This window comes from Mycobacterium sp. E2238 (assembly GCF_001672665.1).
Lineage (GTDB): Bacteria > Actinomycetota > Actinomycetes > Mycobacteriales > Mycobacteriaceae > Mycobacterium.
Map to the genome: position 1 here is coordinate 12,801 of NZ_LZKF01000139.1, position 23,987 is coordinate 36,787.

24 protein-coding genes are annotated in these 23,987 nt (G+C 69.0%); 15 read left to right on the forward strand and 9 right to left on the reverse strand.

Features of this window, described 5'->3' with window-relative positions; genetic code table 11:
* Nucleotides 1–16: 16 nt before the first annotated feature.
* Nucleotides 17–982: an FAD-binding oxidoreductase gene (locus tag A5711_RS11480; RefSeq protein WP_067946491.1), complete on the forward strand. Its 966-nt coding sequence runs from the start codon at nt 17–19 to the stop codon at nt 980–982.
* Between the two features lie 195 nt (nt 983–1,177).
* Nucleotides 1,178–2,914 (forward strand): cytochrome c oxidase subunit I, encoded by a 1,737-nt coding sequence (ctaD, locus tag A5711_RS11485; protein ID WP_067946493.1) that lies wholly within the window; start codon nt 1,178–1,180, stop codon nt 2,912–2,914.
* A gap of 80 nt (nt 2,915–2,994) precedes the next feature.
* On the opposite strand, the gene A5711_RS11490 is transcribed toward ctaD, so the two are convergent.
* Nucleotides 2,995–3,276: a hypothetical protein gene (locus A5711_RS11490; RefSeq protein ID WP_067946495.1), complete on the reverse strand. Its 282-nt coding sequence runs from the start codon at nt 3,274–3,276 to the stop codon at nt 2,995–2,997.
* A 251-nt stretch (nt 3,277–3,527) separates the two neighbouring features.
* Between A5711_RS11490 and A5711_RS11495 the strand changes: the two genes are divergently transcribed.
* Nucleotides 3,528–4,700 (forward strand): MFS transporter, encoded by a 1,173-nt coding sequence (locus A5711_RS11495; RefSeq protein WP_067946558.1) that lies wholly within the window; start codon nt 3,528–3,530, stop codon nt 4,698–4,700.
* 13 nt (nt 4,701–4,713) lie between these two features.
* On the opposite strand, the gene A5711_RS11500 is transcribed toward A5711_RS11495, so the two are convergent.
* Both A5711_RS11500 and A5711_RS11505 read right to left on the reverse strand, forming a co-directional pair.
* A complete protein-coding gene (locus tag A5711_RS11500; RefSeq protein ID WP_067946497.1) occupies nt 4,714–5,751 on the reverse strand; it encodes an LLM class F420-dependent oxidoreductase in 1,038 nt (345 codons plus the stop codon).
* Between the two features lie 11 nt (nt 5,752–5,762).
* Nucleotides 5,763–6,185, reverse strand: a complete 423-nt coding sequence (locus A5711_RS11505) for a nuclear transport factor 2 family protein (RefSeq protein ID WP_067946499.1) — start codon at nt 6,183–6,185, stop codon at nt 5,763–5,765.
* Between the two features lie 121 nt (nt 6,186–6,306).
* Between A5711_RS11505 and A5711_RS11510 the strand changes: the two genes are divergently transcribed.
* On the forward strand, nt 6,307–6,894 hold the full coding sequence (locus A5711_RS11510; protein ID WP_067946560.1) for a PadR family transcriptional regulator: 588 nt from the start codon (nt 6,307–6,309) through the stop codon (nt 6,892–6,894).
* A 35-nt stretch (nt 6,895–6,929) separates the two neighbouring features.
* On the opposite strand, the gene A5711_RS11515 is transcribed toward A5711_RS11510, so the two are convergent.
* A complete protein-coding gene (locus A5711_RS11515) occupies nt 6,930–7,649 on the reverse strand; it encodes a CoA pyrophosphatase (protein ID WP_067946501.1) in 720 nt (239 codons plus the stop codon).
* A gap of 93 nt (nt 7,650–7,742) precedes the next feature.
* Here A5711_RS11515 and A5711_RS11520 point away from each other — a divergent pair, with 93 nt between their 5' ends.
* From A5711_RS11520 to A5711_RS11545, 6 genes are read left to right on the forward strand one after another with little or no spacing between them, the layout of a single operon-like run.
* Nucleotides 7,743–8,786, forward strand: a complete 1,044-nt coding sequence (locus A5711_RS11520; protein ID WP_067946503.1) for an amidohydrolase family protein — start codon at nt 7,743–7,745, stop codon at nt 8,784–8,786.
* A gap of 41 nt (nt 8,787–8,827) precedes the next feature.
* Entirely contained in the window at nt 8,828–11,050 is a 2,223-nt protein-coding gene (locus A5711_RS11525) for a xanthine dehydrogenase family protein molybdopterin-binding subunit (RefSeq protein ID WP_197520785.1), read from the forward strand.
* Nucleotides 11,047–11,904, forward strand: coding sequence for a xanthine dehydrogenase family protein subunit M (locus A5711_RS11530; protein ID WP_067946505.1), 858 nt, complete (start codon nt 11,047–11,049; stop codon nt 11,902–11,904). The genes A5711_RS11525 and A5711_RS11530 overlap by 4 nt, the downstream gene beginning before the upstream one ends.
* A 4-nt stretch (nt 11,905–11,908) precedes the next feature.
* Complete coding sequence (locus A5711_RS11535) at nt 11,909–12,385, forward strand: (2Fe-2S)-binding protein (RefSeq protein ID WP_067946508.1); 477 nt, start codon at nt 11,909–11,911, stop codon at nt 12,383–12,385.
* Between the two features lie 8 nt (nt 12,386–12,393).
* Entirely contained in the window at nt 12,394–13,299 is a 906-nt protein-coding gene (locus A5711_RS11540) for a hypothetical protein (RefSeq protein WP_067946510.1), read from the forward strand.
* A 4-nt stretch (nt 13,300–13,303) separates the two neighbouring features.
* A complete protein-coding gene (locus tag A5711_RS11545; RefSeq protein ID WP_067946512.1) occupies nt 13,304–13,570 on the forward strand; it encodes a YdeI/OmpD-associated family protein in 267 nt (88 codons plus the stop codon).
* 3 nt (nt 13,571–13,573) lie between these two features.
* On the opposite strand, the gene A5711_RS11550 is transcribed toward A5711_RS11545, so the two are convergent.
* From A5711_RS11550 to A5711_RS11560, 3 genes are all read right to left on the reverse strand, one after another.
* Complete coding sequence (locus A5711_RS11550; RefSeq protein WP_067946514.1) at nt 13,574–13,927, reverse strand: VOC family protein; 354 nt, start codon at nt 13,925–13,927, stop codon at nt 13,574–13,576.
* A gap of 92 nt (nt 13,928–14,019) precedes the next feature.
* Nucleotides 14,020–14,526, reverse strand: coding sequence for a hypothetical protein (locus A5711_RS11555; protein WP_067946516.1), 507 nt, complete (start codon nt 14,524–14,526; stop codon nt 14,020–14,022).
* 143 nt (nt 14,527–14,669) lie between these two features.
* Nucleotides 14,670–15,554 carry a cyclopropane mycolic acid synthase family methyltransferase gene (locus A5711_RS11560; protein ID WP_067946518.1) on the reverse strand — a complete coding sequence of 295 codons (885 nt, stop codon included), beginning with the start codon at nt 15,552–15,554 and terminating at the stop codon, nt 14,670–14,672.
* A 184-nt stretch (nt 15,555–15,738) separates the two neighbouring features.
* Between A5711_RS11560 and A5711_RS11565 the strand changes: the two genes are divergently transcribed.
* The 4 genes from A5711_RS11565 to malQ all read left to right on the forward strand — a co-directional run bounded on the left by A5711_RS11565 (nt 15,739) and on the right by malQ (nt 20,713).
* Nucleotides 15,739–16,332 carry a hemerythrin domain-containing protein gene (locus tag A5711_RS11565; protein ID WP_067946520.1) on the forward strand — a complete coding sequence of 198 codons (594 nt, stop codon included), beginning with the start codon at nt 15,739–15,741 and terminating at the stop codon, nt 16,330–16,332.
* Nucleotides 16,333–16,512: 180 nt separating this feature from the next.
* Nucleotides 16,513–17,841, forward strand: coding sequence for an MFS transporter (locus tag A5711_RS11570; RefSeq protein WP_067946564.1), 1,329 nt, complete (start codon nt 16,513–16,515; stop codon nt 17,839–17,841).
* Between the two features lie 117 nt (nt 17,842–17,958).
* Nucleotides 17,959–18,594 (forward strand): phosphate signaling complex protein PhoU, encoded by a 636-nt coding sequence (phoU, locus tag A5711_RS11575; RefSeq protein ID WP_067946522.1) that lies wholly within the window; start codon nt 17,959–17,961, stop codon nt 18,592–18,594.
* 133 nt (nt 18,595–18,727) lie between these two features.
* Nucleotides 18,728–20,713 carry a 4-alpha-glucanotransferase gene (gene malQ, locus A5711_RS11580; protein ID WP_067946524.1) on the forward strand — a complete coding sequence of 662 codons (1,986 nt, stop codon included), beginning with the start codon at nt 18,728–18,730 and terminating at the stop codon, nt 20,711–20,713.
* A 7-nt stretch (nt 20,714–20,720) separates the two neighbouring features.
* Here the strand turns inward: malQ and A5711_RS11585 are convergent, their stop codons facing one another.
* Nucleotides 20,721–21,476, reverse strand: a complete 756-nt coding sequence (locus tag A5711_RS11585; protein ID WP_231987466.1) for a class I SAM-dependent methyltransferase — start codon at nt 21,474–21,476, stop codon at nt 20,721–20,723.
* Nucleotides 21,473–22,423, reverse strand: coding sequence for a methylenetetrahydrofolate reductase (locus A5711_RS11590; protein WP_369806147.1), 951 nt, complete (start codon nt 22,421–22,423; stop codon nt 21,473–21,475). Before A5711_RS11590 ends, A5711_RS11585 begins: the two co-directional genes overlap by 4 nt.
* 205 nt (nt 22,424–22,628) lie before the next feature.
* Here A5711_RS11590 and A5711_RS11595 point away from each other — a divergent pair, with 205 nt between their 5' ends.
* On the forward strand, nt 22,629–23,987 hold the full coding sequence (locus A5711_RS11595) for a wax ester/triacylglycerol synthase family O-acyltransferase (RefSeq protein ID WP_067946530.1): 1,359 nt from the start codon (nt 22,629–22,631) through the stop codon (nt 23,985–23,987).

The following is a 23,987-nucleotide window of genomic DNA, read 5'->3' on the forward strand; positions in this document are numbered from 1 at the left end:
TGGGTATGCCGATCGCGTGATCGTCATCGTCGGCGCGGGGATGTGCGGGCTGGCCGCCGCCTACGAGCTCGCGCGGTGTGGGGAGTCGGCGATCGTGCTCGAACGCGGCCGGCCGTTCGGCGAGCAGTCCACGGGACTGGCCCGCATCTTCCGGACCGCCCACCGGCGCCCCGAGCTGTGCCACCTCGCCTTGCAAGCCCGCACCGGTTGGCAGCGCTGGGAAGCCGAGCTCGGCGCGGGCCGGCTGCTGGGCCCGGAGGGGTTCATCGCCACCGGCGCCTGCGACGAGACCGCGGCGGCGATGACGGAGGCCGGCGCGAAGTTCCGCTGGGCGGACGCCGCCGAGATCGCCACGCGGATCCCATTCGCCGCCCCGCCGTGGGAGGCCGGTGTGCTCGATCCGCTCGGCGGCAGCCTGCGTGTCCGCCGCGCACTGTCCGCGTTGGCGCGGCGGGTCGAAATCCGGCGCGGAGACGTCGTGTCGGTCGCCGACGACGGCAAGGTGATCCTCGCCGACGGGACGGTGCTGCGGGCCGAGCGGGTGCTGATCTGCGCCGGGGTGCGGACGGCGGAACTCTTCGGCCCGCTCGGCATGCACTTCGTCCCGCACACTCGGTTCTCCTACGAGGGCGCCGATGCGACCGGCTCGGCGTGCCTGTCGGCGCCCGAGGGTTACGGTCTGCCGCTGGGCAGGACCGGCCGGTGGGCTTTCGGGCAGGAGGTGCCGGACCCTGCGACGGTGCGCGCGCTGTTCCCGGCGCTTTACCCGGTGGGCCGCGTGGACTGCGTGACGATCCGCGCGCCGTGGCTCGACTCGGGCGGCGACGGCTGGACCGTGGCGCGCCGCGGCCGCGTCGTCGCCTTCGTCGGCGCCAACCTGATGAAATTCGGTCCGCTGCTGGGTGAACTGCTCGCTCAGGCCGTCCGGCAGGACGAGCTGCCCAATTCGCTGCAGAGCGTGTCGGATTGGCGCGCCGATTGATGTTCGCCGCTCATCGGTCGGCGGACAACACCCCCCTTCGGGTCGCGACGGTGCCGCAGACCTTGGAAAGGCTCCCCTTCCCGCGCCGCGTCGCACGAAATCCGCGCGAATTTAGGGACGTTTGACCCTAGGTCGGCTCGCCGCTGCCTCGAAATACTTGGGCGGCTTGATCGCTGGGCCCCGTGGAGGTAATCGATGACGGCTGAAGCACCGCCGGTCAGCGGCCTGGAAGCCCGCCGGCCGTTTCCCGCGCGAACGGGCCCCAAGGGCAACCTGATCTACAAAATCATCAGCACCACCGACCACAAGATGATCGGCATCATGTACATGGTCGCCTGTTTCATCTTCTTCTTCATCGGCGGCCTGATGGCCCTGCTCTTGCGCCTCGAGCTGGCGCGGCCCGGGCTGCAATTCCTCTCCAACGAGCAGTACAACCAGCTGTTCACCATGCACGGCACGGCGATGTTGCTGTTCTACGCGACTCCCATCGTTTTCGGATTCGCCAACCTCGTGCTGCCCTTGCAGATCGGCGCGCCCGACGTCGCATTCCCACGGCTGAACGCGCTGTCGTTCTGGCTCTTCATCTGCGGAGCGCTGATCGCGTTGGGCGGCTTCATCGTTCCCGGCGGTGCGGCCGATTTCGGCTGGACCGCCTACACGCCGCTCTCCGATGCCGTGCACAGCCCCGGCGTGGGCGGCGACTTGTGGATTCTGGGGGTGGGTGTCGGGGGTCTGGGCACCATTCTGGGCGCGGTCAACATGATCACCACCGTGGTGTGCCTGCGGGCCCCGGGCATGACGATGTTCCGGATGCCCATCTTCACTTGGAACATTCTGGTGACCAGTGTTCTTGTCCTGGTGGTCTTCCCGCTCCTGACCGCCGCACTGTTCGGATTGGAGGCCGACCGCCGCATCGGCGCGCACATCTACGACGCGTCCAACGGCGGGGTCATCCTGTTTCAGCATTTGTTCTGGTTCTTCGGGCACCCCGAGGTGTACGTCATCGCGCTGCCGTTCTTCGGCATCATCTCCGAGATCATCCCGGTCTTCTCGCGCAAGCCGCTGTTCGGTTACACGACACTGGTTTACGCGACGCTGGCCATCGCGGCATTGTCGGTCGCGGTATGGGCCCACCACATGTACGCCACCGGAGCCGTGCTGCTGCCCTTCTTCTCATTCATGACGTTCCTGATCGCCGTCCCCACCGGCATCAAGTTCTTCAACTGGATTGGCACGATGTGGAAGGGGCAACTCACCTTTGAGACCCCGATGCTGTTCTCCGTGGGCTTCCTGGTGACCTTCCTGCTGGGCGGCCTGACGGGGGTGATGCTGGCCAGCCCGCCGCTGGACTTCCACATCAGTGACACCTACTTCGTTGTGGCGCACTTTCATTACACACTCTTCGGCACCATCGTGTTCGCCACGTACGCCGGGATCTACTTCTGGTTCCCCAAGATGACGGGCCGGCTGCTCGACGAGCGGCTGGGCAAGCTGCAATTCTGGTTGACCTTCATCGGCTTCCACACCACGTTCCTGGTCCAGCATTGGCTGGGCACTTCGGGTATGCCGCGCCGCTACGCCGACTACCTGCCCACCGACGGGTTCGCGACGCTCAACTTCGTCTCCACCATCGGGGCGTTCATCCTTGCCGTCTCGGTTCTGCCGTTCGTGTGGAACGTGTTCAAGAGCTGGCGCTACGGCGAACCGGTCCTGGTGGACGACCCCTGGGGCCACGGCAACTCGCTGGAGTGGGCGACCAGTTGCCCGCCGCCGCGGCACAACTTCACCGAACTGCCCCGGATCCGTTCGGAGCGACCGGCTTTCGAGCTGCACTACCCGCACATGGTGGAGCGGATGCGGGCCGAGGCACACGCGGGACGCCGAGAACTCGTGAGTGCGGCAGCCGACGCAGACGCCGCCGACAAACACTAGTTTCGCCGGCGCACCTGCGCTTCCCCATCGCGCCAGTGCGGCGCGCGTTCCGAAGGTGCGGCTCACCGCCGCAGTGACCGTCAGCCGTGGGGCGCGTCGGAGATCTTGGTGTCCGGCTTGCCCAACGTCTGGCAGTACGTCAGCGCCGACAGTCGGGTGGCCGAGATCTCAGCGTTGGCGGGGTCCGTGCCGTTCTTGTCCTTCAGCATCTTGCTGACCTCGTCGTTCTGCTTCTTCTCGTCCTGAGAGGTGAAGTCCTTGCACTTGGTGTCGCCGCCGGTGTTGATGACCTGTGAGGCCGAACACGCGCTGGACAGCAGCACGGCGGCGATCGCGAACGTGGCGGCCGCAATTTGCTTCATCGTTTGCCTTCCTGGAGCCGAGTAGTGGTATCAGTACACCAAATCGACCGATTTGAAACCCCGCCGTGCGATTGCGCCGGTGAATCAGCCGTTTGCGCAGCGTGCATCTCGCTGCCGAACGGGAATAACTGCCACGTCCGCGTCGTCGTTTAGGTTTCGTCGGTCCCCACCGCGCCGGGACCCGAGGGGAGGAACGTCCGGTGTCCGGGTCCAACGGGTCAACTCCGCCGTCGGCTTTGGCCACGCTGGACATGGGTGACGGCCCGGCTCCGGTCCGGAGCGCGTTCGCCGCCGTCCTGGTGTTGTTGCTGTCCATCGGCTGGGTGGCCAACCACTTCGTCGCGTTGATGCCCTTGCTCAGCGTTCGGCAGCACCTCAGCTCGGCCACCCTGGATGCGATCTTCGGCATCTACGCGCTGGGCTTGCTGCCCGGTCTGATCGTCGGCGGACGCGCCTCGGATGCCTTCGGGCGTCGGTCGGTGGCACTGGCGGGGACGGCTACCGCCGTGGCGGGGACGGTGGCCATGTTCTATTCGCAGCAGTACGACGTTCTGCTGCTGGGACGCCTGGTAGTCGGGCTCGGGGTCGGGCTGGCCATGAGTTCCTGCACCGCGTGGGCCTCGGACCTGAAAGGCCCCGCCGGCGCGGCCGCCGCGGGCGCGGCGTTGATGGCCGGCTTCGCGATCGGCCCGTTCGCGGGAGCGTTGATCGCCGGCGCGGGTCCGGTCGGCGTCCGGCTGTCGTTCGGGATCGCGGCCGCCGTCGGAGTGGCCGCGATGGCCGTCGCGATCGTCGTCGCGGGGCGAGCGAGGGCCACGGAGCAGGAAACCACCCAGGTTTGGGAGCCGTCGAGCGGCGGCGGGCGGGGTGCGGCGCGGGCGTTGAGTTGGGCGATGCCGCTGGCGCCGTGGGTATTCGCTTCGGCGACACTCGGATTCATCGCGATCCCCAGCCGCGTGCACACCGGGCTCGCGGCTCCGATGGCCGCCGGCCTGGCCACGCTGCTGGTCAACGGGGTCAGCGGGCTTATCCAAGTGCTCGCCCGCGCGCGCCGGTGGGGGCCGCAGGCCGGCACCGCCGGTGCGGTGCTCGCCGCGCTCGGCTACGCGGTCACCGCGCTGGCCCCGCCGGCCATGTCGCCGGCGCTCGGTCTGCCACTGTTCCTGGTGCTGGGCAGCGCCTCCGGTCTGTGTCTGCGCGAGGGCTTGATCGACCTGGAGGCCGCGGCGCCAAAACGCTTGCGAGGCGCGCTCGTTGGCGCGTTCTACGTGGTGACGTACATCGGTTTCGGCCTGCCGCTGATTCTGACGACGGTCGGGTCGACTGTTTCGACGGCCATCCTCGCCGTGATGGCGGCGCTGGCGCTGCTGACGGCCGTGACTCGAGCGGTTCGACTCCGCCGAGGCGCCCACCGCCAGGGCTGACGAGGCCCGACGGTCAGACGAGTTCGCGCAGCGTCTCGATCAGCTTGATCCGCTCGGCGGTTGTGGACGCGATGGGCGAGACATTGAGCGTGGTAACCCCGGCCTCCCGGAACGCGGCCACGCGGTCCTTGACGAATTCGCGGCTGCCGATGAGGTTCACGTCCCGCACGAGTTCGTCGGGGACGACCTTGGCGGCGCCGTCCTTGTCCCCGGCAAGGTAGAGCTCTTGAATCCGATCGGCCTGCGGGCCGTAGCCGTACTTGGTCGCCAGGGCGTGGTAGAAGTTCTTGCCCTTGGCGCCCATTCCGCCGATGTAGAGGGCGAGGTGGGGTTTGACGAATTCCCTTAGTGGTTCCACGTTTTCGCCGATGGCCAGCACCGGTCCGGCGTAGATGTCGAGGTCACCCAGACTGGGGTCGCGCTTGGCCCGGCCGGCGGCCAGCGCCTCTCCCCATACCTGCGACGCCTTCTCGGGCAGGTAGAAGATCGGCTGCCAGCCCTCGGCGATCTCGGCCGCCAGCTCGACGTTCTTGGGTCCCAGCGCCGCCACCAGGATCGGAATACGTTCCCGCACGGGCTTATTGATCAGCTTGAGCGGCTTGCCAAGCCCGGTGCCCTGCCCGGCGGGCAGCGGGATCGTGTAGTACCTGCCTTGGTGTGTGAGCGTCTCGCGCCGCCACACCTGGCGGCAGATGTCGATCACCTCGCGGGTCCGGGCGATCGGCGCGTCGTACGGGACACCGTGGAAGCCCTCGATGACCTGTGGGCCCGAAGCTCCCAGGCCCAGCGTGAACCGACCGTCGGAGACGTAGTCCAGGCCGGCCGCGGTCATCGCGGTCAGCGTCGGCGTTCTGGTGTAGAGCTGCAGGATCCCCGAGGCCAGCCCGACCCGGTCGGTGCTGGCGGCCAGGTAGCCCAGCGCGCTCACCGCGTCGAACGAATACGCCTCGGGGACAAAGACAATGTCGAGTCCGGCGCGCTCGAGGTCGGCCACTTCGGCCGCCACGTCCTTGAAACCGCCCGCGTAGTTGATGCCCAATCCGATTCGCATGCTCGCTACTCCTACGCGGTGGTGAACTCGTCGGCCAGCTCGAGCGCCTCCTGCTGGATTCGGTCGAACTGGGCGCCCATCGCCTCCGACAGCGCCTTCGCGCCGGATAGCGGTCGCACCATCACCACGAAATCGTCGATGAGGTCGTCGTCGTTCAAGTGCAGGAAGTCGCAACCGGTGATCTTGACCCCCGGCGCTCCGGCGATCCCGGTCTCGAACACGAACGCATGGTCGCGACCGCCCCCGTCGTGGATCTCACGGACGTAGCGGAAGTCCTCGAAGACACGCATGACGCCGCGCAGGATCGCGGCGGTGATCGGCTTGCCGACGTACGGCTTGAACGCCACCGGGCTGGTGAACACCACGTCGTCGGCAAGCAGCGCCTGGATGCCCTTCTCGTCGCGTTCTTCGACCGCCTTGCGGAACGGATGCATCCGACACCTCGCCTAGTGAATTCGTTTCAGGAGTGCCGTTGACGCTATGCCGAAGGCCCCGGCATGTCCATAGTGCGATTAATCACTTTGTTGATTACTCATCGCGTTGTAGCCTGTGTCGATGTCGCTGCGGGATGCGGTATTGGCGGCCCTTCTCGAGGGGGAGTCATCCGGATACGACCTGGCCAAAGAATTCGACGCCTCGGTCGCGAACTTCTGGATGGCCACGCCGCAGCAGCTGTACCGCGAGCTCGACCGGCTCGCCGAGCAAGGTCTCATCGCGGCGCGGGTGGTGCACCAGGAGCGGCGGCCCAACAAGCGCCTGTTCTCGCTGACCGATGCCGGCCGCGAGGCGATCCAGGAGTTCACCGCGCGGCCGCCCAAGCCGTCGGTGATCCGCGATGAACTGCTCATCAAGGTCCAGGCCGCAGACGCCGGCGACACGCGGGCGGTGCGTGAGTCCATCGTCGAACGACTGCAATGGGCGACGGCCAAACTGCAACGCTACGAACGGTTGCGGGCGCGCATGCTCGACGGCTGCGACGAGGAGGACTTCCTGGCCCATGCCCAGCGAATCGGTCCCTACTTGACGCTACTGCGCGGAATCGCGTTCGAGGAGGAGAACATTCGGTGGGCCGAGCGCGCGCTGTCCGCCGTCGACCGCCGCCTGTCGGCGCCGGCGAGGAAGACGAGAACCCGCCGTCGGTGAGCCGGCACGCTTGCCCGGGGGTCGTCCACCGACCGCTACCGCCAGGCGAAGACCGGTTGTTCGAGCCCGCCCACCGGGTCGTGACGGCCTTCCAGACACCACCACCGCAGCTGCAGCAGCACGGCGCCGGTCGGGGCGTGAATCAGGTCGTTTCCCAGCGGAATCTGCACCACCGGGCGGGGGCTCTCCGGGATCGTGATGAACCGCGGAGAATCGTCGCGTTGCAACTGGTGTAGACCCACCCGGTACACCGCCACCACCTCCTCGGGCGCCGGCCGGGGATCGAGCCGGCCGCCGCCCCAGATCACCACCGGGGTGATCACGTACCCGGACCGGGTGGGGTAGTCGTCCAGGAGCCCCAGCACGGCCGACTCGGGCAGGCTGATGCCGACTTCCTCGTGCAGTTCCCGCAATGCCGCGTCGACGGCGGTCTCACCCGGGTCGAGCCGCCCACCGGGCAGCGCCCACTGCGCAGCGTGCGAGGTGAGGCGGGATGCCCTGCGGCACAACAGGAATGCCGCGCCGCCGGACACATCGACCATCCGGCCGTCGAGGCCGGCCCCCGGCAAGGGGCGGTCACCGTTCCACTCGTCCACGGGCGCCGGGTCGACCCGGTCCTCGCCCAGGGCCGAGTCGACCAGCACCACGGCGACCGCCGCGTGCCGCTTTGTCGGGTCGGTCACCTCGCGACGCTCATGGTCCGCCAGGTGGCCCCGAATCCGCTCACACAGCGCATCGTCGTACGGGATGGTCACGGATTCGAGACTATGCGGGGGCCGCCCGCGCCGGGTACCCGGTGAACGCCGAGCGCCCCGGTCTCGTGGGTGTCCATGGATGGGAGGAGACGGATGAAGGTCATCGGTATCGAGGAGCACTACAGGTTTGCGGCCATAGCCGAAGAGCACCACAACCAGGGGCTGGATCCGGCGACCGAACTGCTGATGCACGCGGGCTACGGCCCGCACGGAGCGGACGGGGAGTGGCCGCCGGGAATCAACGACCTGGGCGCAGGCCGGCTCGCCGCGATGGACGCCGCGGGCATCGACGTACAGATCCTCTCGCACTCCGTCCCGGGCCCCGAGACGCTGGAACCAGCGGTGGCGGCCGAGTTGGCGCGGCGGGCCAACGAGGAGGTAGCGGCCGCGATCGCCAGGCACCCGGATCGGTTCCGCGGCTTCGCCACCCTGCCGATGCGCGACCCGGCGGCGGCCGCCGCCGAGCTCGAACGCACCGTCCGCGACCACGGCTTCGTGGGCGCCCTGATCAACGGTCACGTCAACGGCCGCTACCTCGACGACACCTTCTTCTGGCCGGTCTTCGAATCCGCCGAATCACTCGGCGTGCCAATCTTTTTGCATCCCACCCTGCCGCCCCTGCCGGTCATCGACGCCTACTACGCCGGTTTTGATCGGAAGATAACGGCACGGTTGGCGGCCGCCGGAGTCGGCTGGCACATCGACACCGGGTTGCATTGCCTACGACTGATCCTCGGCGGCGTGTTCGACCGGTTCCCCCAGTTGCAGGTCATTGTGGGTCACCACTTCGAGGCGCTGAGCTGGATGGGATGGCGGACCGACTATTCATTTCCGCCGGCCGAGACGGGCCTCCAGCGCACCGTGAAGGAGTACCTGCGGGAGAACTTCTACGGCGGCATCCTCGCCGGCGACTTCTTCAGCCAGCGGCCCGGCGCGATGGATCCCAGTTGGAGCCTGTCGTTCAACGCCTACCTGGCGATGGTCAACGTCATCGGGATCGACCGCGTCGTCTTCACCGCCGACTATCCCTATGGAAACATCAAGGCGTGCCGGGAGTTTCTCGATCGGATGCCGATCAGCCAGGCCGATCGGGAGAAGATCGCCCACCGCAACGCCGAGCGCCTGCTGAGGCTTTGAGCCCCGGGGTGATTCGTTTGTCACGCCCGGTACATGGGTAAATGGGCCGGATGATTGGTGCGCGGCTGCAACGCCGTGAGGATTCGCGGCTGGTGCGCGGAGCGGGTGGCTACGTCGGTGACCTGCGCCTCCCCGGATGCCTGGATGCCGCCTTCGTGCGCAGCGGCGTCGCCCACGGGGAGCTGCGCGCGGTGGACGTGGTGACGGCCCGGTCGTTGCCGGGGGTGGCCGCAGCGTGGTCGCACACCGACCTTCCGTTCCTGCCCGACACCCCCCCGATGCTGGACCCGGGGTCCGTGGAGGGCCGGCCATGGCCGGCGCTGGCCACCGAGCGGGTGCGCTACGTCGGGGAGCCGGTGGCGATCGTCGTCGCCGACGATCGGTATCTGGCCGAGGACGCCCGAGACGCAGTGCGTGTCGACATCGCGCCGCTGCCCGTCCTGCTCGACCCGACCGAGGCGGCCGCCAGCGACGTGCGGTTGTTCCCGGGCAAGGGAAATGCCGCCACCGACAAGGAGTTTGGCGATCGCATCGACGAGTCCGTGTGGCGGGACGCGGCCGTGGTGGTGACGGCCGGTTATCGCCAACAACTGGTCTCGCACATGTTCATGGAGCCACGGGCGATTGTGGTGCGCCCGGAGCCGGGCGGCGGGCTGACGGTGTGGGTTTCGCATCAGGCGCCGCACCGGCTGCGCCGCGACCTGGCCGCCGGGTTCGGGCTGCGGCCGGAGCAGGTCCGTGTCATCGTGCCGGACGTCGGCGGCGCGTTCGGCGGCAAAAGTGAGACGTGGCCCGAGTACCTGGCGGTGGTCGCGGCGGCCCGGCGGCTGGGCCGGCCGGTGCGCTGGCTGGAGGACCGTGCCGAGTCGCTGACGGGTGCGCCGCACGGGCGGGGGCAGAACCAGCGGGTCCGCATGGCGGCCAGCGCCGAAGGGCGCATCCTCGCCTACGAGCTGCACGTCGACGCCGACGTGGGCGGCTACCCGCACACCGGCTCGTTCGTACCGACGGCGACGGCGCTGATGGCCACCGGCGCCTACGCGATTCCGCACGTGCACGTGCGGGCCCGCGCCGTGGTCACCAACACCGCGCCCACCAGCCCGTACCGCGGCGCCGGCCGCCCCGAGGCGGCGTCGGCGATCGAGCGGACAATCGAGTTGCTGGCCCGGCGGCTCGGCATAGATCCGGTCGAGCTGCGGCGGCGCAATTTCATTGCCCCCGAGGCGTTTCCGTATGCCGCCCCGACCGGGTACACCTACGACAGCGGTGACTACGCCGCCGCCCTGGACCTGGCCGTGCGCGAGGTCGACTACCACGGGTGGCGCGCCGAGCAGGCCCGCCGCCGCGCCGCCGGTGAGCCGCCGATCGGCATCGGGCTGTGCACTTACGTCGAACGTTCCGGGGCGGGTGACGAATTCGGCGCGGTCGAAGCTTGCCCGGACGGCACGTTTGTGGCGCTGTCCGGCTGCTGCTCGACGGGCCAGGGCCATGAAACCTCCTTCCCGCAGGTGGTCGCCGCGGTGCTCGACGTGGACGCGGAGCGGGTGCGGCTGGTCGAGGGGGACACCGCCGTGATCCCCCAGGGCATCGGCTCATTCGCCAGCCGGTCGATGCAGACGGGCGGCGCCGCGTTGCACCGGGCGGGCGGCAAGTTGATCGAGACCGCCCGGCAGCGCATGGCGGAAATCCGCGCCGTCCCGGCCGCCGACGTGGAATACCGCAAGGGCGAGGTGCACGCCGGCGGCCACGCGATGAGTCTGGCCGACCTGGCCGCGGAGGGACAATTGCGCGCCGACGAGATATTCGCGCCGCCGGAAGGGTTTCCGTTCGGCGCGTACATCGCCGTGGTCGAGGTCGACACCGAGCTTTGGGAGATCGCCGTGCTGAAGGTCGTCGCCGTGGACGACTACGGCGTCGTGGTGAATCCGTTGATCGTCGACGGGCAGGGTTACGGCTCGACGGTGCAGGGGCTCGGGCAGGCCATGTGCGAGGAAGTGCGCTACGACCCGGACGGTCGCCCGGCCACGGTCAGCCTGCTCGACTACCTGATCCCGACCATCTCGGAGCTGCCGCCGCTGCGGTTCGCGGAGACCTGCACGCCCAACCCGAACACACCGCTGGGCGCGAAGGGCGCCGGCGAGGCGGGCTGCATCGGAACGCCCCCCGCAATCGTCAACGCCGTCGTCGACGCGCTCGGAATCGACGACCCCTCCCGACTGCAGATGCCGCTCACCGCGTACAACTGCTGGCGGGCCACCCGATGAAACCCGCGCCGTTCGACTACGTCGCCGCGCGCAGCGTAGACGAAGCCGTGGCCGCGCTCGCCGACGGCGATGCGCACGTTTTGGCCGGCGGGCAAAGCCTGGTGCTGGAGATGAATTTCCGCGCCATCCGGCCCCGGCGGCTGGTCGACATCAACGGCGTCGCGGGTTTCGACCGCATGACGCGCGACGGCGCGGTGCTGCGGGTCGGCCCGCTGGTCAGGCACCGTGCGTTCGAATCCGGTTGCGCGCCAGGGCCACTGGGTGAGCTGTTGGGCCGCGTCGCCCACCACATCGCCCACCCTCCGATCCGCGCCAGGGGCACGATGCTGGGCAGCCTCGCGTACGCCCACCCGGCGGCGGAGTGGCCGACGATCGCGGTGGCGCTGGGGGCCGAAGTCGACCTGCTCGGCTCGGGCGGGCGGCGCACGGTGCGCGCGGAGGATTTCTTCACCGGCCCGTTCACCACGGTCCGGCGCCCCGACGAACTGCTCGCCGAGGTGCGCCTGCCCCTGCTGCCGGACGGCACCGCCGTCGGCTTCGTCGAACATCGGCGCACCCACGCCAGCTTCGCCGAACTCGCGGTGGCGGTGGCCGTGACCGTCGCGGACGGCCGCGTCGCATCCGCCTCGGTGGGACTGGTCAACGCGGCGGACCGACCGTTGCGCGCGGCCGCGGCCGAGGCCGCGTTGATCGGGCGTCCGTTCGACGACTCCGCCATCGCCGCCGCTGCGCGCGCCGCCGCCGAGGAGGACGCCGCGCCGATCCCCCAGCCGCACGCGGACATCGGATACCAACGGCACGCGGTGGGCGTGCTCACCCGCCGCGCCCTCGTCCAGGCCCGAGCCCGAGGATGATGCCGTGCACATCGAGTTGACGGTCAACGGGCGCCAGTACGTCATTGACGTGCCGCCGCGTCGCACGCTCGCCGACGCCCTGCGCGAGGACTGCGGGCTGACCGGCACCCACCTCGGCTGCGAACACGGCGTCTGCGGGGCCTGCACGGTGTTGGTCGACGGCGACGCTGTGCGCTCCTGCCTGATGTTCGCCGTTCAGTGCGGCGGGCGCGAGATCCGCACGGTGGAGGGTCTCGCCGCACCGGATGGCACCGATCACCCGTTGCAGCAAGCGTTTTCGGCCGAGCACGCGTTGCAGTGCGGTTTCTGCACTCCGGGTTTCCTGATGCTGGCGGCGGGTGCGCTGGACGCCGACCCCGGCATCGTCGACGACGCGGAGCGGCTGCGGGAGCTGCTAACTTCCAATCTCTGCCGCTGCACCGGGTACGAGGCGATCCGGCGTGCCGTCGTCAGGGCCGCCCGAAGCGGCGAGTGTGGTTAACTGCGATCGTGCAAAGAGAGCCGGCGCTGGCGCGGCGCTTCTTCGACCGGTTCGAACCGCTACATGCGGTGACGTATTTCGCTCCGGAGGCACGGGCGGCGCTGGACGGTCTGGGCTACCGCGGCTTCTGGATGGGCTACTTCGCCGCCCGATCGGCGCCGCTGGGCCCGGTGCCCCGGCAGGTGGTCACCGCGATCTTCTACAACTTCGCTCCCGAGCGCGTCGCCAAGGCGCTGCCGGCGGCGTGGGAGGTCGCCGGCCCGGCCGCGGCGTTGCGGGCCCGGCAGGAATCCGCCGTCGCGGCGCTGCGCCGCTACGGGCTGGGCGATGACGAAAACATCCGTACCGCAGCGGAATTGGCGGGCAAGGCGGCCCGGCACGCCCCGCTGGACGCGCGCCCGCTGTTCGCCGCCAACCTGGCCTTGCCGTGGCCGGACGATCCGCTGGCCGCGCTGTGGCACGCGACGACGCTGCTGCGCGAGCACCGGGGCGACGGGCACGTCGCTGTGCTGGCGGCCGCCGGCATCTGGGGACGAGAGTCCAACGTGTTGCATGCCGCGGCCGGCGGAGTTCCGCGCGAGTACATCGCGCGGACCCGTGACTACGACGAGGCCGCGTGGCAGCACCACGAGCAGCGGCTGACCGAACGGGGACTGCTGGACGATGACGGCTCGCTCACCGCGGCCGGCCGGGAACTGAAGGACCACATCGAACGCTCCACCGATGCGCTCTCGCTGTCCGCGCTCGACGCGCTCGATGACGACGAGGTGGAGACGCTGTTTCGGGCGCTCACGCCCCTCACCCGCGCGGTGGTCGCCGGCGGGGACGTCCCAGACCTCACACCCATGGGCCTGCGCCGCGACGAATTACACGACGACAGCGCACATTTGAGCCTGAACGGCGGGTTAGCCTAACCCCATGAGCAGCCAGCGAATACCCGGCGGGGTGGTGCACAAGCTCCCGGCGGACCTGCGCGAGTCGTTGATCGGCAACGCCACGGCCCTCGCCGCGTGGAAGGACATCACGCCGCTGGCCCGCAACGAGTTCATCTGCTGGGTCGAGGACGCGAAGCAGGAAACGACCCGACAGCGCCGCATCCGCCGGACGCAGGAGGAGCTGGAAGAAGGCAAGCGCCGCCCATGCTGCTGGCCGGGGTGCAAGCACCGCGAGCGCACCGGCAAGTAGTTGTCAGCGGGCGAGCGGTTTGTAGAACACCAGACCGTTGCCCTTGTTGTCGTAGACCACGGCGCGGCGTTCGTGCGCGTCGTCGTACGGGGCTTTGACGATCCCGCCGCCGCTGGCCTCCACCGCCTTGGCCGCGGCGTCGACGTCGGCGGTCTTGATGCCGACGACGACCTGACCGGGTATGGGATGGTCCACGGAGGTCGCCAGCGCGAGCGTTACCGGTCCGCCGTCGAGGGCGGCGAAGTGCGCCCCGTCGCGGAATTTCAGCGGCATGCCCAAAGTCTCGCTGTAGAACCGGATCGACTCATCGAGGTCGTCGGTGGACAGGATGATCATCTTTACTTCCTGCTCGCCCATGGGCCCTCCTCTGGCTGGATGGCACAGAGACTAGCCCGGCAGGGCTGTTCGTGGAAGGCGCCGAGCGGCAGATTCTTTGCGCCAGGAAGGATTCAGGTGCGGCCGACCGGAACTATCTGACCGTCAAGGTAATCCATCGGCGGCCCGTCGCCGCGCCCGGCGTTGCGATCGGCCACCGCGGTGGCCAGGACGGTGCCATTCTGAATGGTTCCGACGATCTCAACACTGTCGTTGAGCGTGAAATGCGTAGCGGCAGCAGCGGATTGGCCGCCGCGACCGATGAGCGTGGTGTTGGGGGTGACCAGATAGGTCTGGGTGTACCCGTTGGCGCTGCGCGCGGTGACCGAGCCCGCCGTCACGGCGATCACCGTGCCCACTTGCCGCACGGGCTGCGCAGCCGCAGGCGGCTCCTGGCTCACCTCGATCGTTCGCTTTTCGCTGTGCGGGACATTGAGCACCAGCACCGCACACGCCGCCGCGCACAGCGTCGACGCGGAAACGACATCACATATCGTGGCGGCACCCGGCCTGCGCCGCGCGGTTGAGCCGGCCCGCGGTCTTTGCTCCAGGGTCGCGGTCATTCGATGCTTGGCACCCACGATCAGTCCTTCCCTGCGGTTTTGCGCCGACGACGGTCGACGCGCACCGAAACAGGTTGTTGCTCGTGGATTTACCCCGCGCGGGGTGCCGATAAACCGACCCGCCGGGCCAGTTATGTCCTCCCGGATGGGAGCCGGGGTCGTCAGCCCTTGGTCAGGGTGAACTGCGCGACGTCCGTGTAGCCCTCGCGGAACAGGTCGGCGCAACCGGTCAGGTATTTCATGTACCGGTCGTAGACCTCTTGGGACTGGATCGCGATGGCCTCCTCGCGGCGCGACTCGAGCGCGGCCGACCAGGTGTCGAGGGTGCGCGCGTAGTGCAGGCGCAGCGGCTGGTAGAGCTTGAGGCTGAAGCCGGCGCGGGTCGCGTGCTCTTCGACGGTCTTGGCGGCGGGCAGGTCTCCGCCCGGGAAGATCTCGTCCATGATGAATTTCATGAACCGCAGTTTGGTCATGGTGATGGGCAGGCCCCGCTCCTCGAACTCTTCCTGGCTGGGCTGGATGATGGTGTGCAGCATCATCACGCCGTCGTCGGGCAGCGCCTCGTAGGCCATCTTGAAGAAGTCGGGATAGCGGTCGCGCCCGAAGTGCTCGAAGGCGCCGATGGACACGATGCGGTCCACCTTTTCGTCGAACTGCTCCCAGCCCTGCAGCAGCGCCCGCTTGCTGCGCGGGCTGGGATGCTGGTCCAGGCGCTGCTGCACGTGTGCCTGCTGGTTGCGGCTCAGGGTCAGGCCGACGACGTTGACGTCGTACTGTTCGAGCGCCCGGACGATGGTGGTGCCCCAGCCGCAGCCGATGTCGAGCAGCGTCTGGCCGGCTTGCAGCCCGAGTTTGCCGAGCGACAGGTCGACCTTCGCGAGCTGCGCCTCTTCCAGGGTCATGTCTTCGCGCTCGAAATACGCGCAGCTGTAGGTGCGAGTCGGGTCCAGGAAGAGCGCGAAGAATTCGTCGGACAGATCGTAGTGCGCCTGAACGTCGTCGAAATGCGGCTCTAGGCTCACGGGCTCGCTGCGGTTCTCAGGCACAAAACAACCTCTGATTGTGGTGGATTTTTGCGGCGTGCGATCAAGGGCGATCGACACACTGGTGCCCTAGTGTATCCGCACGGTGTATGCAGCCCTTCTGGAGCATTCCCGGCCGGTTGACTGGCCCGCCGCTATGGGACACCATGGCCGCGAACCGTAGCGGTGAGGGAGGTGGGGCGGCGCGATGGCTGACATCACCATGTTGATCCTCGCTGATCATGAGTGGTTCCGCGAACAGTTCGCTCAGCTGGATTACCTGCAGGCGCAGACACCGACTGACGAACGCGCGCTGGAGCGGGTGTGGCGTCCCCTCGCCGACAAGCTGGACGTGCACGCCTACATCGAAGAGAAGATCTTCTACCCGCAATTGCTGAAGCGGGGCACCGACGACGCCGAGGGCGAGACGCTCGACGCCATCGGGGACCACAACGACATTCGCGACGGGGTGCGCGACGCCAACGCGGCCCGGGCCGGCACCGAGCAGTGGTGGGCGGCCGTCGGCCGCACCCGGGAGGCCAACGACGAGCACATGGGCGAAGAGGAGCGCGAAGGGTTGTCCGACTTCCGTCGCGCCGCCCCCATCGGCCTCCGCGAAGCGCTCGGTCGGCAATACAGCGATTTCATGGCCGAACACCCCACGACCGAGGGATTACCGATCGTCGACCGCGACCCGCGACGCTACGTCGAGGAAATTGAGGCCACCACGCAGTCGACGCCCCAGGAGCAGTCGACACCCAAGGATTTCTCGCTTCGCATCGGCAGCCTGAAAGGTCAGTGAGTTCCCGCCGACCTTGCCGTGGCCGTTACGATCGGCCACCGGTCGATGGAGACGACAGAGCCGGTTGGGAGTTGTGATTTGTTCGGCCCGCGAGACTTCTGGGTACGCAATCCGTCGATGAATGCACGGGGCCGCCGGAGGAAATGGGCACGCAAGGACATCAGGGTCGCCGACCCGGCCATGCGCCAAACCATCATGGGGACCGCGATCGGCAACTTCATGGAGTGGTACGACTTCGGCGTCTACGGCTACATCGCCACCACCATCGCCCAGGTTTTCTATCCCGGTAAGAGCGTCAGCGGCGTCCACCTGATCGCCACGTTCGGCACGCTGGCCGCGGCGTTCGTGGTGCGCCCGCTCGGCGGGTTCATCTTCGGCCCGCTCGGCGACCGCATCGGACGACACCGGGTCCTTGTCGTCACCATTCTGATGATGACGGTGAGCACCACCGTGACCGGTTTGCTGCCCGGCTACAGCACCATCGGGATCTGGGCGCCGATCCTGCTGGTCATCGCCCGCATATTCCAGGGCTTATCGACCGGCGGCGAGTATGTCGGCGCGATGACCTATCTGGTTGAGCAGGCCCCCGACCACAAACGCGGCATGATGGTCGGGTTCTTGCCGATGGGCAATCTGGTCGGCTTCGTGCTCGCCGGGATGATGGTGACCGGGCTGCAGACCTGGCTCCCCGACGACGCCATGCTGGCCTACGGCTGGCGGATCCCCCTGCTGCTGGGCGCGCCCTTCGGCCTGTTCGCGCTGTTTCTGCGGTTGCGGCTCAAGGAGTCATCCGCCTACCAGAACGCGACGGAGGGGGCGCAGCACTCGGGCGGACGGAAACAACAGTTTCGGCGCACCGTCGTGGATCAGTGGCGGGGCCTATTGATCTGCGCGGCTCTGGTGCTGACCTCTCAGGTCGCCGACTTCATGTTGACCGGCTACCTGCCGACGTACCTCAAGCTGTTCGTGCGCGTCGGCCACACCGCCGGGCTGGTGATGATCGTGGTGACGTTGGCGATCCTGATGGTCACCGTGGTGCTCGTCGCCGCGTTGTCCGACCGCATCGGCGTCAAACCGATCATGTGGACGGGCTGCGCGCTGCTGGTGGTGGGTTCCATTCCAGCGTTTCTGCTCATCCGCTTCGGCGCCATCTACCCGGTGATCTTCATCGGGGTGCTGCTGATCGGGCTGATGGAGCTGTGCTTCGACAGCACGGCACCCGCGATGCTGCCCGCTCTCTTCCCCACCAACGTGCGCTACGGGTCGCTGGCCATCTCGTACAACATCTCGATATCGGCGGTGGGCGGCACGACGCCGCTGATCGCCCAGGCGCTGGTGTCGGGCACCGGCAACGTCATGGCACCCGCCTACATGCTGATCTTCGGCGGACTGGTGGGCGCCGTCACGCTGCTCTTCACGCCCGAGGTCGCCAGGAAGCCGCTGCCCGGGTCCGGCCCCGCGGTGGAAAGCGAGCGGGAGGCGCGCGAGCTGGCCGACGATGTCAGGTAGCCGCCGGACGGACCGAAAGGCGTAGAGGGCGAACGGCTTTCGCCGACCGCTCTCCGGCAATCGGCGATACAGCACGCTGCGACGTTTATTTCGCGCGTTTCGGCCTACTTCTATTGCATGAGAAGCGCATTTCACCACCGGTTGGACTCGCTCACCGAACAACTCGGGGCGATGTGCGCGATGGCCGGGGACTCGATCGGACAGGCCACCCAGGCGCTGCTGACGGTCGACCTGGTGCTGGCGGAACGGGTCATCGCGGGCCAGGGAGACCTCGTCGACGTCAATGCTCGCGTCGAGGAGACCGCGTTCGCCCTGCTGGCATTGCAGGCACCGGTGGCCACCGATTTGCGTGCCGTGGTCAGTGGCATTCGGATCGCCGCGGACGCCCAGCGGATGGGGGCGCTGGCCGTGCACGTGGCCGAGATCGCCCGCATGCGCCATCCCCGCAATGCCGTGCCGGAGGACGTGCGCCGACACGTCGCCGAGATGGGTGCGGTGGCCGAGCAGTTGGCGGGCGGCGCCCGAGAAGTGTTGCTGGCCCAAGACCCTCGTCGAGCGGCACAGATTCGTCGCGACGACGACGCGATGGACGAACTGCACCACCAATTGCTGGCGGTGCTGATGGATCCCGGATGGCCGCACGGTGTCGCCGCCGCGGTGGACGTCACCCTGTTGGGGCGCTTCTACGAGAGATTCGCCGACCACGCGGTTCAGATTGCTCGGCGGGTCATCTTCCAGGCCACCGGGTACTAGGCGAAAGCGGCTGCAGCTTAACGGGTTTCGGTGGCCTGTGTGAGAAGCCCCGGCTTGGGTATATAAGCGATGTGCTTCCTCGTCATCTTCGTCCCATCTCCCCCGTCGGCTCCACACCCGGGCCGGCGCGCTGATGGCGAATCCGAAGCCGGTTCCCGATGACCTGCGTCGGTTGGCCGCGGCCCACGGGGTGGCCACTTCCTACCGCAACGAGCGGCGCGAACCCGTCGAGGTCGACGCCGACGTCGTGATCCGGGTGCTCGGCCTGCTCGACGTCGACGCCGGCAGCGAGGCCGACCGTCGCCGCGAGTTGGCCAAGCTGGCCGAGCGCGACCGCGCCGGCGCCCTGCCACCGACGGTTTCCGCGCGCCTGGACGGGCGGCCCCGGCCGCTGCCCGGAGCGGCCGTCTTGGTGAGCGAGGACGGCGACCGCACCGAGCTGCGCGACGAGCTGCCCGGCGACCTCACACCGGGCTGGTATCGGCTGCAGCTGCGCGACGGGCAGGAGGCCACCCTGGTCGCGGCACCACCCCAGGTGCCCGCCGCCCCGGCCACCTGGGGCTGGATGCTGCAGCTCTACGCCCTCCGGTCGGCCCGCTCCTGGGGTATCGGTGACCTGGGCGACCTGCGGGAGTTCATGAACTGGACCGTCGCCGAGCACGGTGCCGGCGCGGTGCTGCTCAACCCGCTCAGCGCCCCCGGGCCGACGCATCCGGTGCAGCCGTCGCCCTACACCCCCTCCAGCCGGCGGTTCGCCAACCCGCTGGCGCTGCGCGTGGAGGACCTGGACGCCTACCGCCGGGCCGACCCGGACACCCGCGCCGAGGTGGATGCGCTGCGGGTGTCCGCAACGACCGAACGGATCGACCACGACCTCGTGTGGGCGGCCAAGCGGTCGGCGCTGGAACTGCTCTGGCGCGCCGAGGGCCGGCCCAGTCCGCTGGACGAATCGGCCGCCGGCACCGGCCTGCGCGACTGGGCCACGTACTGCGCGCTGGCCGAGCGGCACGGTGGCCGGTGGAGCCGCTGGCCGGAGCCGCTGCGTGACGTCGCCGGGCCGGCCGTCGCGGCGGCGCGGCGAGAGCTGGCGCCCCGGGTGGCGTTCCACGCCTGGGTGCAGCAGCGCTGCGGCGAGCAGCTGGTCGCCGTGCGCGACACCGCGCGAAGCGCCGGGATGACCCTGGGGGTGTTGCACGACCTCCCCGTCGGAGTCGACGCCGAGGGCGCGGACGCGTGGGCGCTTGCCGATGTGCTCGCCACCGGGGTGAGTGTCGGGGCGCCCCCCGACAACTTCACTCCCCGCGGGCAGGACTGGGGGCTGCCGCCGTGGCGCCCCGACCGCCTGGCCGCCACCGGCTACGCCGCCCTGCGCGACATGCTGCGCGCCGTCGTGACCTACGCCGACGGTCTGCGGATCGACCATGTCGCCGGCCTGTGGCGGTTGTGGTGGATTCCGCCGGGCGACGGCCCGGATCGCGGCACCTACGTGCACTATGACGCCGACGTCATGCTCGCCGTCCTCGCGCTCGAGGCGCACCGGGCCGGCGCCACCGTCGTCGGGGAGGACCTCGGCACCGTCGAACCGGAGGTGACGGAGGCGCTGGCCGACAACGGGATGCTGGGGTGCGCGGTGTCCTGGTTCACCCGCGACGAGTCCGCCCCGGGGGAACCGCTGCTGAGGCCGGCGCAATGGCCGTCGCGGGCCGCCGCCAGCCTGTCCACCCACGACCTGCCCACGGCCGCGGGCTTCCTGCGTGCCGAGCATGTGCGCGCCCGCGCCGACCTCGGGCTGCTCGACGACGTGGCGGGCGAGCAGTCGGTGGCCGACAAGGAGCGGGCGGAGTGGCTGGAGCTGCTGCGGTCCGAGGGGCTGCTGACCGGTCCAGATCCGGACGAGGCGGCGATCATCACCGCGATGCACCGGTTGCTGGCGGCGACGCCGAGCCGCCTGAAGTTGATTTCGCCCTACGACGTGTTGGCCGAACCCCGGCAGCCCAATCTGCCGGGCACGATCGACGAGTACCCGAACTGGCGGCTCCCGCTCCCGGAGACGCTGGAGGAGCTACGGGTCGACCCGAGGGTCGCCGAGATCACCGCCGCCTTCCGCGAGTCGCCGTAACGGATTCTCACTCGTGCCGCAGCACCAGCAGCTCGCTGGTCAGCGTCCCCTTGTCGAGCAACCGCCCGATCTGCGCACTCTGGCGTTCGGCCAATTGCCAGGCCTCCGTGTGCCCGTGCCGGTCGCTCAGGGCGTCCGTCACGGCGTCGACCCGCTCGTTCCACGCGTCGGAGATCGGCGGCAGGTCGGTGGTGCCGAGCCGTTCCTCGACGTGCAGCGACGCGCGCCGGACCAGCTCGACTAGCCCGCCGAGCGTCGGGAAATGGTTGCCGTCCAACGTCTCGTTCGCTTCGTTCCCGTGGGATAGAAAGACGAGCAGACCGATCCGGCCGCCCGGCCGGACGACGCGGCGCAGCTCCTCGAGCACCGCGAGGTGATCCGGTGTCGTGCTCAACACGCCAAGTGCCCACGCGGCGTCGAAGCTCGAGTCCGCCACCGGTAGGGCCGACCCCACCGCGCACGCCACCGGGAAGCCGAACAACTTCTTCGCCGCGCGGCATGCACCCGTCTCCGGCTCGACGAGTACCGGCCGCACCGAGCGCTCTCGGGCCGCGTAGGCCGCGGGGCCCCCGACGCCCGCCCCGGAGTCCAGCAACGTGGCACCGGGCGCCAGGGCCATCTCCGCTATCAACCAGTCGAGGGCGGCCGGACTGCCGCTGCCCCGGCAACCGGCGGGCACGTAATAGTCCGGCCCGAGGTCGGCCGCCACTTGCGCCGTCCACTCGGCGACGGTGTCGAACTCTGCCTCCATCGCTTCTGTCACGACGACGCCCCCACCCTTATTCGACGACCGACCTCCGCCTTGATTTCCGCCCCCGCGCGCCCGCCCGACGCGGACGCCAGACCCGACACGTTGACTCCGTCGACGCCTTCGATCGAGAGCAGCGCGCGGGCCTCGGCCACCGCCGCCGCGATCCCCGCGGCCACCGGATCCGGCGCGCCCAATACCCGCTCCGTCACCGCCTGATCGAGTTTCAGGCCGGGCAAGCCCTCTAGCACCGCCGCGGAGGCGTTGTCGGTGAACACTGCGACCGCCGCGATCACCGGGATCGCCAGACCCACGGCCCGCGCCATGGTCATGAAGTCGGCGACGATCTCCGGACGGGGCACGTGGTTGAGGACCGCCAGGCTCGCTCCTGCCCGTTGTTTCTCGACCAACCGGGCGGGCCGGGCGTGTACGGGCGGGGCGGTAGGCGTTTCGGGCACCGCGGCGACCACGCCCGTCGAAGCGGCCAGCGAGGCCAGGCGGGGACCGTCGAGGTCGAAGGTCTGCGTGACGTCCGGACGCACGTCATAGCCGCGCCCGTCGCCCGTCACGCACAACACCGTCTCCACGTTGATGCTGCGCAACCCCCGTAGTTCCTGCTCGAGCAGCACGCGGTTGCGGTCTCGGCACGACAGCGTGATCCACGGCGTCACGCCGGCGTCGAGCAGCAGTGACCCCATGAGCGTCGGCGGGAAATCGGGCTTGTTCTGATGCTCCCCGACGAGGACGGCATCGCATCCGGGCGCCAGCGCGGCCGCGGTCGCCGCGACGTCGCGGCGATCGAACGGGGAGCAACTGAAGTCGGTGAGCACCAACGGCGCACGAGCGGGACGCGCCGCGGGTTGAGGGCCTGACCACGCCACCACGTCGTCGAACGCGCACGCACCCGGCCGCATCTCGCATTGGCCGTCGGGTCGCACCCCGCCGCACGGTCCGAACTCCATCCGTTTCGGACACTCCAAACCCGCCGACATTCAACTCCCCGTGCGCCAGTGTTCGCATCCATGTACCCAAACGACGGCGCCCGCAAGCCCTTCGGCCCGGGACCGGATTCGGAATCGCCTTTCGGGATTAGCAAACGCTCACCGCGGCTACTAGGAGATGGGCGTGTACCGCGCGGACGGTGCAGCGAAATGAACGGGGTTGACCATGGAACCGATATCGCCGACGGATGCGCTGTTCCTCATCGGGGAGTCCCGCGAGCACCCGATGCACGTGGGATCGCTTCAGCTTTTCGAGCCGCCCGAGGACGCCGGGCCCCATTTCGTGCGTGAGGCCTATCAGGCCATGCTCGAATGCACTGACGTGCAGCCACTGTTCCGCAAGCACCCCGCCTTCTTCGGCGGACTGACCAACCTCGCGTGGTCGTTCGACAACGACGTCGAGCTCGACTATCACCTGCGCCGCTCGGCGCTCCCGGAACCGGGGCGGGTCCGCGATCTGCTGGAGCTGGCGTCCCGGCTGCACGGCAGCCTGCTCGACCGTCACCGCCCGATGTGGGAAGCCCACCTCGTCGAGGGGCTCCAGGACGGCCGGTACGCCGTGTACACGAAGTACCACCACTCCCTGATGGACGGCGTATCCGCGATGCGGCTGGTGCAGCGCGCGTTCACCCCCGACCCGCACGACGACGAGGTGCGCGTCCCGTGGACCCTGGGGCCGCGCAAACGCAGCAAGGGTCAGAAAACCCAGTCGCTGCTCGAGCGTGCCGGCCGCACGGCGGGGTCGGCGCTCGCCTTGGCGCCATCCACGCTGAAGCTGGCCCGGGCGGCGCTGCTCGAACAGCAACTGACCCTGCCGTTCCGGGCGCCGCGCAGCATGTTCAACGTCCGGATCGGCGGTGCCCGGCGGGTGGCCGCGCAGTCCTGGTCGCTGGACCGGATCAAGGCGATCAAGTCGGCGGCCGGGGTGACGGTCAACGACGTCGTGCTCGCCATGTGCTCCGGGGCGCTGCGGGCCTACTTGCTGGACCAGGATGCCCTGCCCGACGCGCCGCTGACCGCGATGGTGCCGGTCAATCTGCGCAAGACCGACGACGACCGCGGCGGCAACCTGGTCGGAACGTTCCTGTGCAACCTCGCGACCGACCTCGATGACGCGGGGCGGCGCCTGGAGATCGTCAGCACGTCGATCCGCGACACCAAAGAGGTATTCCAGCAACTGCCACCGGTCCAGCAACTGGCCCTGTCGGCGTTCAATATCGGCGGCCTGTTCTTCGGGCTGATCCCCGGGTACCTGTCGGCGGCCTCACCGCCCTTCAACATCGTCATCTCCAACGTCTCGGCCGGTCCCTCCGAGCCGCTGTACTGGCGTGGCGCCCGGTTGGACGGCAACTATCCGCTGTCCATCCCGCTCGACGGGCAGGCGGTCAACATCACGGTCACCAACAACGCCGACAACCTCGACTTCGGTCTGGTGGGTTGCCGCCGCAGCGTCCCGCACCTTCAGCGGCTGCTGGGCCACTTGGAGACCTCGTTGAAGGACCTCGAGCGCGCCGTCGGCGTGTGA

Bases quoted from the DNA above. Each gene is read 5' to 3' on its own strand.
- A5711_RS11595 (WP_067946530.1), top strand. From the start codon at position 22,629: ATGGAACCGATATCGCCGACGGATGCGCTGTTCCTCATCGGGGAGTCC.
- phoU (WP_067946522.1), top strand. From the start codon at position 17,959: ATGAGAAGCGCATTTCACCACCGGTTGGACTCGCTCACCGAACAACTC.
- A5711_RS11530 (WP_067946505.1), top strand. From the start codon at position 11,047: ATGAAACCCGCGCCGTTCGACTACGTCGCCGCGCGCAGCGTAGACGAA.
- A5711_RS11550 (WP_067946514.1), bottom strand. From the start codon at position 13,927: ATGGGCGAGCAGGAAGTAAAGATGATCATCCTGTCCACCGACGACCTC.
- A5711_RS11510 (WP_067946560.1), top strand. From the start codon at position 6,307: ATGTCGCTGCGGGATGCGGTATTGGCGGCCCTTCTCGAGGGGGAGTCA.
- A5711_RS11495 (WP_067946558.1), top strand. From the start codon at position 3,528: ATGGGTGACGGCCCGGCTCCGGTCCGGAGCGCGTTCGCCGCCGTCCTG.
- A5711_RS11545 (WP_067946512.1), top strand. From the start codon at position 13,304: ATGAGCAGCCAGCGAATACCCGGCGGGGTGGTGCACAAGCTCCCGGCG.
- A5711_RS11505 (WP_067946499.1), bottom strand. From the start codon at position 6,185: ATGCATCCGTTCCGCAAGGCGGTCGAAGAACGCGACGAGAAGGGCATC.
- A5711_RS11500 (WP_067946497.1), bottom strand. From the start codon at position 5,751: ATGCGAATCGGATTGGGCATCAACTACGCGGGCGGTTTCAAGGACGTG.
- A5711_RS11525 (WP_197520785.1), top strand. From the start codon at position 8,828: ATGGGCCGGATGATTGGTGCGCGGCTGCAACGCCGTGAGGATTCGCGG.
- A5711_RS11590 (WP_369806147.1), bottom strand. From the start codon at position 22,423: ATGGAGTTCGGACCGTGCGGCGGGGTGCGACCCGACGGCCAATGCGAG.
- malQ (WP_067946524.1), top strand. From the start codon at position 18,728: ATGGCGAATCCGAAGCCGGTTCCCGATGACCTGCGTCGGTTGGCCGCG.
- ctaD (WP_067946493.1), top strand. From the start codon at position 1,178: ATGACGGCTGAAGCACCGCCGGTCAGCGGCCTGGAAGCCCGCCGGCCG.
- A5711_RS11520 (WP_067946503.1), top strand. From the start codon at position 7,743: ATGAAGGTCATCGGTATCGAGGAGCACTACAGGTTTGCGGCCATAGCC.
- A5711_RS11490 (WP_067946495.1), bottom strand. From the start codon at position 3,276: ATGAAGCAAATTGCGGCCGCCACGTTCGCGATCGCCGCCGTGCTGCTG.
- A5711_RS11570 (WP_067946564.1), top strand. From the start codon at position 16,513: ATGCGCCAAACCATCATGGGGACCGCGATCGGCAACTTCATGGAGTGG.
- A5711_RS11565 (WP_067946520.1), top strand. From the start codon at position 15,739: ATGGCTGACATCACCATGTTGATCCTCGCTGATCATGAGTGGTTCCGC.